Source organism: Pseudomonas sp. zfem004 (assembly GCF_032621715.1).
GTDB classification, from domain to species: Bacteria; Pseudomonadota; Gammaproteobacteria; order Pseudomonadales; family Pseudomonadaceae; genus Aquipseudomonas; species Aquipseudomonas sichuanensis.
The window spans coordinates 41831-52492 of the sequence record NZ_JAVYJF010000007.1; the positions used below are offsets into that span (position 1 = coordinate 41831).

General features: G+C 64.7%; 11 protein-coding genes. 4 read left to right on the forward strand and 7 right to left on the reverse strand.

Going from position 1 to position 10662, the window contains the following annotated elements; all coding sequences use genetic code 11:
• Window positions 1–106: 106 nt before the first annotated feature.
• The 3 genes from RTH46_RS09595 to RTH46_RS09605 form a co-directional block, all read right to left on the reverse strand.
• On the reverse strand, window positions 107–394 hold the full coding sequence (locus RTH46_RS09595) for a HigA family addiction module antitoxin (protein WP_125463548.1): 288 nt from the start codon (window positions 392–394) through the stop codon (window positions 107–109).
• 14 nt (window positions 395–408) lie between these two features.
• Window positions 409–687: a type II toxin-antitoxin system RelE/ParE family toxin gene (locus RTH46_RS09600; protein ID WP_316905544.1), complete on the reverse strand. Its 279-nt coding sequence runs from the start codon at window positions 685–687 to the stop codon at window positions 409–411.
• Between the two features lie 102 nt (window positions 688–789).
• Complete coding sequence (locus tag RTH46_RS09605) at window positions 790–1281, reverse strand: Lrp/AsnC family transcriptional regulator (RefSeq protein WP_316905545.1); 492 nt, start codon at window positions 1279–1281, stop codon at window positions 790–792.
• Between the two features lie 107 nt (window positions 1282–1388).
• Between RTH46_RS09605 and RTH46_RS09610 the strand changes: the two genes are divergently transcribed.
• Window positions 1389–2234: an EamA family transporter gene (locus RTH46_RS09610; RefSeq protein WP_316905546.1), complete on the forward strand. Its 846-nt coding sequence runs from the start codon at window positions 1389–1391 to the stop codon at window positions 2232–2234.
• Between the two features lie 188 nt (window positions 2235–2422).
• On the opposite strand, the gene RTH46_RS09615 is transcribed toward RTH46_RS09610, so the two are convergent.
• The 4 genes from RTH46_RS09615 to gnd form a co-directional block, all read right to left on the reverse strand.
• The gene (locus RTH46_RS09615; RefSeq protein WP_316905547.1) at window positions 2423–2878 is read right to left on the reverse strand and encodes a GNAT family N-acetyltransferase; all 456 of its coding nucleotides are present in this window, start codon (window positions 2876–2878) and stop codon (window positions 2423–2425) included.
• 376 nt (window positions 2879–3254) lie between these two features.
• Window positions 3255–5066 carry a glycoside hydrolase family 15 protein gene (locus RTH46_RS09620; protein WP_316905548.1) on the reverse strand — a complete coding sequence of 604 codons (1812 nt, stop codon included), beginning with the start codon at window positions 5064–5066 and terminating at the stop codon, window positions 3255–3257.
• 203 nt (window positions 5067–5269) lie between these two features.
• Window positions 5270–6778 (reverse strand): glucose-6-phosphate dehydrogenase, encoded by a 1509-nt coding sequence (gene zwf, locus RTH46_RS09625; RefSeq protein WP_316905549.1) that lies wholly within the window; start codon window positions 6776–6778, stop codon window positions 5270–5272.
• On the reverse strand, window positions 6775–7758 hold the full coding sequence (gnd, locus tag RTH46_RS09630) for a phosphogluconate dehydrogenase (NAD(+)-dependent, decarboxylating) (RefSeq protein WP_153786523.1): 984 nt from the start codon (window positions 7756–7758) through the stop codon (window positions 6775–6777). Before gnd ends, zwf begins: the two co-directional genes overlap by 4 nt.
• A gap of 201 nt (window positions 7759–7959) precedes the next feature.
• Here gnd and RTH46_RS09635 point away from each other — a divergent pair, with 201 nt between their 5' ends.
• The 3 genes from RTH46_RS09635 to glgA all read left to right on the forward strand — a co-directional run bounded on the left by RTH46_RS09635 (window position 7960) and on the right by glgA (window position 10659).
• Complete coding sequence (locus RTH46_RS09635) at window positions 7960–8127, forward strand: DUF6026 family protein (RefSeq protein ID WP_178125800.1); 168 nt, start codon at window positions 7960–7962, stop codon at window positions 8125–8127.
• A gap of 92 nt (window positions 8128–8219) precedes the next feature.
• Window positions 8220–8678: a DUF4440 domain-containing protein gene (locus tag RTH46_RS09640; protein WP_153786524.1), complete on the forward strand. Its 459-nt coding sequence runs from the start codon at window positions 8220–8222 to the stop codon at window positions 8676–8678.
• A gap of 421 nt (window positions 8679–9099) precedes the next feature.
• Window positions 9100–10659: a glycogen synthase GlgA gene (gene glgA, locus RTH46_RS09645; RefSeq protein ID WP_316905550.1), complete on the forward strand. Its 1560-nt coding sequence runs from the start codon at window positions 9100–9102 to the stop codon at window positions 10657–10659.
• Window positions 10660–10662 lie beyond the last annotated feature (3 nt).

Sequence of the window (10662 nt, forward strand, 5' to 3'; positions counted from 1 at the left end):
GTTCACTTCTGAAAAGTCATGCAGCTAAAGACCAGCAAGAGAGCCAGTCAATTCGTTACATCGTGTAGGAAGAAAGCCCGAGGCGTTCGTCCCGGGCTTGGCGTTTTCAGGCAGCCTGATGAAGCCGCGTGATCACCGGTTGCTGGCGCTGCCGCGCCTGCCAGATGTCGTAGTCGACCTGAATGGTCAGCCACAGCCGCGCGGTGCTGATGCCGGCCATCTCCAGGCGCACGGCGAGGTCGGGAGAGACCGCCGCCCGGCCATGCAGTACACGGGACAGCGCTTCGCGGGAAAACCCCAGGTGCGCAGCGAAGGCCTTTACCGTCAGGCCCAATGCGGGCAGCACATCCTCGCGCAGGGTTTCACCGGGGTGAGGCGGGTTGAACATAGCCATGGAAAGCCTCCTGATCAGTGATAGTCGAGGTAATCGACCAATTCGACATCAAAACCCGAAAACCGAAACACCACCCGCCAGTTGCCTGACACGCTGACCGACCAGAAGCCGGCCAGCTCGCCCTTGAGCGGGTGCAACTGCCAGCCCGGCACACTCATGTCGTCAGCGACGAGAGCGCTGTCGAGAAACTGCAGTTGGCGCCTCAAGCGCTGGGCGTGGGCAGCCTGGATGCCGCGGGTGTTGCCCGTTTCGTGGAAAAGCCGCAGTCCTTTGTGGCGAAAGCTGATGATCATGGGGCGCGCCGTATCCGTTCAGTGCGAGAGGCGCGAGTGTGACCCCACGAGTCACAGACAGCAAAGTATCATGTGTGACTCAATGCGTCACATACATTGTTGCTACCCGGCATCAGCCTGGAACGCCACCTCCAACCCTACCTTGACCTTGTCCAGCACGATCAGCGTGCGGTAGGTCTGGATATCGTCGTTGTCGGCAAAATGCTGCCGGACCAGCTTTTCGAAATGCGCGACGTTGCGCGCCAGCATGACGATGATGAATGACACCCCGCCGCTGACGAAGTAGCACTGCTGCACCTCGGGCACGCTGGCGAAGTAGCGCTTGGCGCGGTCCATCACCAGCGAGCGGTCGTCGCACAGGCGCGACTCGACGATGGCGGTGAGCTCTTGGCCCAGCGCCTCCGGGGCGATGACGGCAGTATTGGCAAGAATCACCCCACTGGCTTCGAGCTGGGTGATGCGCCGCTGCACGGCGGGGGTCGACAGGCCGATGGCCTCGGCGATCACCCGCTGCGAGGTCTTGTTGTCCTGTTGCAGCATGCGCAGGATCGCCTGGTCGAAGCTGTCGAGCGGGCGCTTGGGCAAATCATTCATGTTCAGGGTCCGAAAAAAGCAATTCACTCATCCTGCGGCGCGTTATACAGCCAATGCTTCGGGGCCGGCGCAGTAGAATCCTGCCACGAATCTGCGTGGAGGTCGTTGTGCGCCAAGCCAACCCGGGGGCATTCACCCCCATCCTTGCTGCCCTGCTGGGGCTGGTGTCAGTGCAATCGGGCGCCGCCGTCGGCAAGGCCATCTTCCCACTGGTGGGGCCGGAAGGCGTGGCTGCGCTGCGCCTGGGCCTCTCGGCGCTGATTCTACTGATAGTGCTGCGCCCGTGGCGCATCTGGCGCCAGGCCAACCTGCGCGACCTGGTCGGCTACGGGCTGATGATGGGTTTGATGAACCTGCTGATCTACCGGGCTTTTTTGTACATCCCGGTGGGCATCGCGGTGTCGATCGAAGTGATCGGCCCACTGGGCGTCGCATTGTTGAACTCGCGGCGGCGCATCGACTTGCTGTGGATCGCCCTGTCGGTATTCGGCCTGGTGCTGCTGCCCTGGGGTGCCGGTGCAGACGGGTTGGACCTGCGCGGCGTGGCCTATGCCCTGGCCGCCGCACTGGCCTGGGGCCTGTATGTGACCTTGGGTACTCGGGTGGCAATGCATGGCCGCCAGGCGGTGGCCAGCGGCATGCTGGTGGCGGCGTTGCTCGGGGTGCCGCTGGGCACCCTGCAGGCCGGCAGCCAGCTGCTGCAGCCCACGGTACTGGCCGTGGGGCTGGCGGTGGCCTTGCTGTCCAGCACCCTGCCCTTCCTGCTGGACATGTTCGCCATGCGCCACCTGCCGCCGAGCGTGTTCGGCGTGCTGCTCAGCGCCTCGCCGGCCGCTGGGGCGATTGCCGGCTGGCTGGTGCTGGGGGAGACATTGAGCCTGCTGCAATGTGTGGGGATCGCAGCGATTGCGGCGGCCTGTGCGGGGGCCGCTTTGGTGGGGAGGGCAAGGTAGCGGGGGCGTTCCTCTGCAGGCCTGCGCCCACTAAACGGGCTTGCACATCCACTGTAGGAGCGGCCTTGTGCCGCGAAAGGGCCGCAAAGCGGCCCCAGCGATTTCTGCTTTCACGCTGAAATTCTGGGGCCGCGCTGCGGCCCTTTCGCGGCACAAGGCCGCTCCTACAAGTGAAACGCTGGCCGTGGTTACAGCAATGATTTACGCATGAACACCCGCTCAAAGCCGTCCTGCGCGGCCCGATGCGTCTCGTGATAGCCCAGCCGGGCATAGATCGCGATGTTTTCGGTCATCCGCTCATGGGTATAGAGCCGGATGGCCTCACACCCTGCGGCGCGGGCGTGAGCCTCGCAGAGGTCCATCAACGTCCGCCCGATGCCCTGCCCTTTGCACGCGGGCAACACAGCGACGTTCACCAACAGCAGCTCGCGCCCCTTGCGGCGCATGACCAGTAGCCCGACGATGCGCGAGGCCAGCGTGGCAACGAACACATCGTCCTCGCGCACGACCTGCTGGTAATCGTCGAGCATCGGTGCCGGTTCGCGACCAATTCTGGCGATGTAAGGGCCGTAGGCTTCGCTGACCAACGTCGCGATGGCGTCGGCATCCTCGACGACGGCCTGTCGTAGGGTGATTTTGCTCATATTGGGTGAGGGCCACCAAGTGTTCGCCGATGTTTTTGCAGCGCCTATCAGATCGAGCGCCGCCCGCGCGGCGCTTCGCGGGTAAACCCGCTCCCACAGTTTATTTCGGGCCAATTATTCCTGTGAAAGTACCGGCGCCTGCCTTGGTGCATGCCTTGAGTCATGTGGAGCGGCGGCAACGCCCACACTGAAACCGCGTCGAACCAACAAGGCGGGCCAGGTGATGGCACAGGAAAGACTGGCCCGAAATAAACTGTGGGAGCGGGTTTACCCGCGAAGCGCCGCGCGGGCGGCGCTCGATCTGATAGGCGCTGCAAAAACACCGGCGAACACCTGGTGGCCTTCACCCTCTCCCCCGCCATGCCCCTGGCAGCCCTCACCCACCCTCCCGACCAGCCCCTTGCGCCCTATCCCGCACCGGACACCGCGCCCGGTGCAGGTTCAACGCCGTATTGATAATCCCGATATGGCTGAACGCCTGCGGGAAATTCCCCAGCATCCGCCTACCCGCCGGGTCGTACTGCTCGGCCAGCAACCCAACGTCGTTGCACAACCCGGTCAGCCGCTCATACAGCGTTTGCGCATCCTGCTGACGCCCGAGCAGCACATACACATCCGCCAGCCAGAACGAACACACCAGGAACGTGCCCTCCCCCGGCGTCAGGCCATCGCTGCAGCTGTCGCTGTCGTAGCGCAATAGCAGGCCGTTGCGCAGCAGGCGCTGTTCGACCTGCTCCAGGGTGCGCAAAAAGCGGGGATCATCCGCCGGCAAAAAACCGGTCAGGGCAATCTGCAGCAGGCTGGCGTCCAGCTCGGCCGAGCCATAGGCCTGCACGAAGTGCTGCCCGGAAGGGTCCAGGCCACGCGCGCAGACCTCCGCGCGGATCTGCTCGGCAACATGCCGATAATGCCTGCCTCGCTCGCGGTCCTCCTCGGTGGTCTCGGCCAGGCTGGCGGCGCGGTCGAAGGCGACCCAGGCCATGACCTTGGAATGCACGAAATGCTGGCGGCCGCCGCGCACCTCCCACAGCCCTTCGTCGGGCTCGCGCCAGATGCTTTCCACGTAGGGCAAGATCAGTCGGGCGATGGCAGAGCTGCGCGGATGACGCGGCAGGCCGCCCTTGATGGCCTGGGTCATGGCGTCGGCGAGTTCACCGTAGATATCGAGCTGCCGCTGCTCGGAAGCGGCATTGCCGACGCGCACCGGCTGGGAGTGCTCGTAGCCCGCCAGCCAGGGCAAGCTGAACTCGGGCAGGTCACGCTCCCCCGCCAGGCCGTACATGATCTGCATCTGCTCGGGGTTGCCGGCCACCGAACGCAACAACCATTCGCGCCAGGCCTGGGCCTCGTCGAAGTAGCCGAGGTTCATCAGGGCCAGCAAGGTCATGGTGGCGTCACGCAGCCAGCAGTAGCGGTAGTCCCAATTGCGTTCGCCACCCACGCGCTCGGGCAGCGAGGTAGTGACGGCGGCGACCATACCGCCGGTGGGCGCGTAGGTCATGGCCTTGAGCGTCAGCAGCGAGCGGCGCACCAGATGGGTGTAGGGGCCGACGTCCGGGCAGCGGGCAGCGAAGGCCTGCCATTGGGCGATGGTCTGTTGCAGATCATGATCGACATCGCATCCGGGCTGCACGGGCAGGTGCGAGGGCTGGTGGCAAAGGCTGAACACCTGGCGCTCGCCGGCACGCACATGAAAACGCGCAACGCTGTGATGGTCCTGGCCATGGGCTTCGACACTGCTGCGCAGTATCAGCCGGTCGGGGCCGGCCACCGCGCTGAGGGTCAGCGGGTCGATTTTTTCCACCCAAGGCACGCTGCGGCCGTAATCGAAACGCAGCACCAGGTCCATCTCGAACGCGGTTGCGCCCGCCAGGCCCTCGACGATACGCACGATGGCGTTGCTGTCCCCCAGGGGCATGCAGTCGAGCACCCGGGCACGCCCGCTGGCGGTGGTCCAAAGGGTTTCCAGCACCAGGGTGTCGTCGAGGTAGCGACGTGTGCAGTGTTCCACCGGGTCACTGGGGGCGATGCGCCAGCGGCCGTTTTCTTCGTTGCCCAGCAATGCCGCGAACACGGCCGGGGCGTCGAAACGTGGCAGGCACAGCCAGTCGATGGCGCCGTCGCGGCTGACCAGGGCGGCGCTGCGGCAGTTGCCGATGAGTGCGTAGTCTTCGATGGGGGCAGGCATCCGGGCTCCTTTGGCGGGTGGGCCTGAGGTTGGATACCTGGTTGAGGGTGGTCGTTCCGCTGGATTGAGAGCGCTATCGCGGGGCAAGCCCGCTCCCACGAAAGTGGGCTGCCCCCAAGAAATTGGACACCAATCCAAGCCTTGGGGTTAGTCCAAAGCGTGGGAGCGGGCTTGCCCCGCGATGAGGCCGGTGCAGACAACCATCAACCCAAGTTGTGCCACTCACGCTTGTCGCGGGTCAGCAGCTCGTTGCCAGCCTCCGGGCCATCCTCCCCGGCCGCATACCCATGCACCTCACCCGCCTCATTGGCCCACGCATCGAGAAACGGCTGCACCGCGCGCCAGCCGTTCTCGATGTTGTCGGCACGCTGGAACAGGGTCTGGTCACCCGTCAGACAGTCGTAGATCAAGGTCTCGTAACCGGTCGCCGGGGTCATCTTGAAGAAGTCCTTGTAGGCAAACCCCAGCTCGACGTTTTCCATCACCAACTCCGGCCCAGGCCGCTTGGCCTGCAGGTCGAACCACATGCCCTCGTTGGGCTGGATCTGGATCTTCAGGTAGTTGGGCTTGGGCCGCTCCAGCTCGCTTTCACGGAACTGCGCATAAGGCGCGGGCTTGAAGCAGATGGCGATCTCGGTGTCGCGCACACTCATGCGCTTGCCGGTGCGCAGGTAGAACGGCACGCCGGCCCAGCGCCAGTTGTCGATCATCACTTTAAGGGCGACATAGGTCTCGGTCTGGCTGCCTTTGTCGACATTAGGCTCGTCGCGGTAACCGGCCAGCGGCTTGCGCCCCTGTTTGCCGCTGGTGTACTGACCCCGCACCGAGTTCTTCAGCGCCATCTTCGCCGTCCACGGGCGGATGGCGCCGATCACCTTGGCCTTCTCGCCACGCACCGCATCGGCGCCAAAGGCGGCCGGCGGCTCCATCGCAACCATCGCCAGCAGCTGGAACAGGTGGTTGGGCACCATGTCGCGCAGGGCGCCAGTGCTGTCATAGAAGGCGCCGCGGGTCTCGACGCCGACGGTCTCGGCCGCAGTGATCTGCACGTGGTCGATGTAATGGTTGTTCCAGAACGACTCGAACAGGCCGTTGGAAAAACGGCTGACCAGGATGTTCTGCACCGTTTCCTTGCCCAGGTAATGGTCGATGCGGTAGATCTGCCGCTCGTTCATCACCTTCAGCAGGCGGGCGTTCAGCGCTTCGGCGCTGGCCAGGTCGGTGCCGAAGGGTTTCTCCACCACCACCCGCCGGAAGCCCCCGGCGGACTCGTCAAGCAGGCCGGCATCACCCAGGCGCTGGGCCACTTCCGGGAAGAAGCGCGGCGAGGTGGCCAGGTAGAAGATGGCATTGCCGTGGCTGGTCTTGTCGATGCGTTTGGCCAGGGCCTGGTAAGTCGCGGGGTCGAGGAAGTCGCCGGTCTGGTAGTCCAGGCGCTTGGCCAGTCGCGTCCAGAGCTTGTCGTCCAGGCAGCGCTCGCTGCCTTCGCGGCCCTGGTCACGCTCCAGCATGAAGGCATGCAAGCGCTCGGCGAACGCTTCGGCGGTAGCCGCATTGTGATCGACCCCGACGATGCGCAGGTTGCGGTCCAGCAGGCCATCACGGCTGAGGTTGTACAGCGCCGGCATCAGCAGGCGCTTGACCAGGTCGCCGTTGGCGCCGAACAGGAACAGGGTACAGGGCGGAGCGGCAGGGATGTTTTGTTTGGTCATTCGCCTTTCTTCTCGACGTGGCCACCGAAGCCCAGGCGCATGGCCGAGAGGACCTTGTCACCGTAAGTGCCCTGCTGCTGGCGCGAGCGAAAGCGGGCGAACAGCGCGCTGGACAGCACCGGCACCGGCACTGCCTGCTCCACGGCGGCATCGATGGTCCAGCGCCCTTCGCCGCTGTCGGACACCGAACCGCTGAACGCGGACAGCTGTGGGTCGGCGACCAGGGCGTCGGCGGTCAGGTCCAGCAGCCAGGAGGTGACCACGCTGCCACGGCGCCACACCTCGGCGATCTCGGTCAGGTTGAGGTCGAAGCGCTGGTCTTCGGGCAGTGCGTCGCCGCCCTTGCTGCGCAGCAGGTCGAAGCCTTCGGCATAGGCCTGCATCAGGCCGTACTCGATGCCGTTGTGCACCATCTTCACGTAGTGGCCGGCGCCGGGTGGGCCGGCGTGGATGTAGCCGTGCTCGGCGCGCTCGTGCTCACCGCTGCGCCCGTGGGTGCGGGGGATGTCGCCGACGCCGGGGGCCAGGGCCTTGAACAGCGGTTCCAGGCGCTCGAACACGTCCTTCTCGCCACCGATCATCATGCAGTAGCCGCGGTCCAGGCCCCATACGCCGCCGGAGGTGCCCACGTCCAGGTAATGCAGGCCACGCTTGGCCAGGTCGGTAGCACGGCGCATGTCGTCCTTGTAGAAGGTGTTGCCGCCGTCGATGATCGCATCGCCCGGCTCCAGCAGTTCGGCCAGTTGGGCGATGGTCTGCTCGGTGGGCTCGCCCGCCGGCAGCATGACCCACACCGCGCGCGGAGCCTTGAGCTTCTGCACCAGTGCACCGAGGTCGTGGGCCCCTTGCGCACCCTCGCCTTCCAGCCCAGTGATCGCTTCACGGTTGCGGTCATGCACCACGGTGCGGTGGCCGGCGCGCATCAGCCGCCTTGCGATATTGCCGCCCATGCGGCCCAGCCCGACGATTCCAAGTTGCATGTGGTGACGCTCCCGTTAGAAATGGATTACAGCCGTTAAGGATTTCAGATTAGTCCAGCGGACCCGCCGAGGGTTCACCGACGAACGGCGAGACCACGATAAACAAAAAAGTTCCCATGGCCAGGGAAAGAATTCAGAATGCGCGCCGCGTGAAGCGACTACGCTTTGATTTGTCACCAGCCAGCCCTGCGAGGTGTGCTCATGGGTACCCTGATGCCTGCCACTCCCACCCAGACCCTCTACGTGTCCGTACGCCGCGATGAACTGCGCCAGCTGAAGGACGAGCGTGACCAGTTGCGCCAGCAAGTGGCCTACTTGAACAGCCTGCTCGAGCAAACCGGCAAAGGCGAAAAAACCGTCAGCCGCTGAGGAAATTTCTGATACGTCAGGGGCGGCGCCGTTCCTAGAGTGACCCGCGCCGCAGGCCCATCCCGGTGCCTGCCTGGATCACAAGGCCCCTGATGAAACGCCTCACTGCCTGCTTCACCCTCTCCCTGCTTACCCTTTGTGCAGCCAACGCCCAGGCGCAGTCCGTGCAATGCCACGCCGCCAGCGAAAGCGAAATCCTCGAGCAGTTCAATCACTGGAACGCCCGCCTGCAAACCAGCGACGCCAAGCAGGTCGCCGACCTGTACAGCGACACCGCCGTGCTGCTGCCCACGCTTTCCGCAACCCCACGCCTGAGCCGGGAAAGCCGCATCGACTATTTCGCGCATTTCCTCAGCGAACGCCCGCGCGGCACGCTCGACAGCCATCAGGTGCAACTGGGCTGCAATGAAGCGACCCTGGCCGGGCTGTATACCTTCGACTTTGCCGCAACCGGCAAGCGCGTGGCGGCGCGGTATACCTTCACCTATCGCTGGGACGGCCAGCGCTGGCTGATCACCCAGCACCACTCCTCGCTGCTGCCGCAAGGCTGACCCCTGCATCGCGGGCCAGCCCGCGATGCCCTTTGCACAAGTTGTTACAACCGCCAACGTTTGCGGGGACGAACGGTCATCAGAAAAATGACCAGCAAGTCACAAGAATGTCCTTTCGTCCCCTACACTCCAGGTTCGGCCCGCGTTTTGCTCGGAAAAAGTGACGTAAAAAAGTCGAACTTTCCGAAATGCGGGCAGGTCAGGAGCTAAGTAGGCCAACGCAAAGGGACTTCCTCACGCCAGGCCCACCCACCCCCACCCGTCCACACGCTTTTCGGCCGGATTGCCGAGCGTGCCGTGCCTGCGCGCACCGATATCGGGCAAGGACCGCACTACGAAGATGCAACAACGATCAGAGAGAACCAGCACGAAATAACGCAACGGGTGCCCACACCCGCAAAAACAAGGGACGGAGAGAAGTATGATCAGTGCCGCTGTCGAACCTCACGTAGATGCATTCAATTCGGATAGCCGCGAGCCGCTGCCACCCAGCCTCGCCCCGACAGTCAAGGCACCCGGCGCCCAGCGCCAGCACAACCCCAACAAGCGCAAGGTCCTGTTCGTCACCTCGGAAATCGCCGACCTGGTCAAGACCGGCGGCCTGGGCGACGTGTCCGCCGCCCTGCCACGGGCGTTGGCGCACCTGCACGATGTGCGGGTGCTGATCCCCGGCTACCCCCAGGTGATGGAGAGCGACAACCCCATCCACATCGTCGGCGAACTGGGCGGCCACGCGGCATTGCCACCGTGCAAGATAGGCCGCATGGACCTGGCCGACGGCCTGGTGATCTATGTACTGATCTGCCCCGAGCTGTATCAGCGCGAAGGCACCCCCTACGGCGCCAACAACGGCCGCGACTGGCCCGACAACCATATCCGCTTCGCCCGCCTGGGCCTGGCCGCCGCAGAAATTGCCGCCGGTGAAGGCATGGCCCACTGGCGCCCCGACCTGGTGCACGCCCACGACTGGCCGGCCGGCCTGGCCCCGGCCTACATGCACTGGCGCGGCCTGAGCACCCCGACCCTGTTCACCATCCACAACCTGGCCTACCAGGGCGTGTACAGCCGCGGCTGCAGCCCGGAGCTGGCGATCCCCGACCACGCCATGCAACAGGAAGGCATGGAGTTCTACGGCAAGCTGTCGTTCCTCAAGGCGGGCCTTGCCTACTCCAGCCACATCACCACGGTGAGCGCCACCTACGCCCGGGAAATCACCACCCCCGAGTTCGGCTGCGGCCTGGACGGTTTCCTCGCCAGCAAGGCCCAGCAAGGCTTGCTCGGCGGTATTCCCAACGGCATCGACGAAAGCTGGGATTCGGCCACCGACGGGCACCTGGTGCACAACTTCAGCCTCAACGACTGGGACGGCAAGGCGCGCAACACCCAGCAGGTGCGCGAATTGTTTGGCCTGGACGCGTCCAAGGGGCCGCTGTTCGCCGTGGTCTCGCGGCTGGTCTACCAGAAAGGCCTGGACCTGACCCTGGGCGTGGCCGACTACATCGTCGAGCAAGGCGGCCAGATTGCCATCATCGGCCGTGGCGAGCCCGAGGAAGAACAGGCCATGCGCGAGCTGGCCCTGCGTCACCCGGGCCGCATTGGCGTGCGCATCGGCTTCAACGAAACCGACGCCAGGCGCATGTTCGCCGGCAGCGATTTCTTGCTGATGCCATCGCGCTATGAGCCGTGCGGGCTGAGCCAGATGTACGCGCAACGCTTCGGCTCGCTGCCGGTGGCGCGCAATACCGGCGGGCTGGCCGACACCATCGAGAACGGCGTCACCGGGTTCCTGTTCGACGACTCGACCCTGGACAGCTACCGCGAAGCGCTGGGCCGCGCCTTCTATGTGTACGGCAAGAAGCACCTGCTCAACGCCATGCGCTGCCTGTCGATGACCCAGCCCTTCAACTGGTGCCAGGCGGTGGAACCCTACGCGCGGCTGTACGAGGACCTGGTCAAACAGACCCAGATCGCCCACTACTGAGCG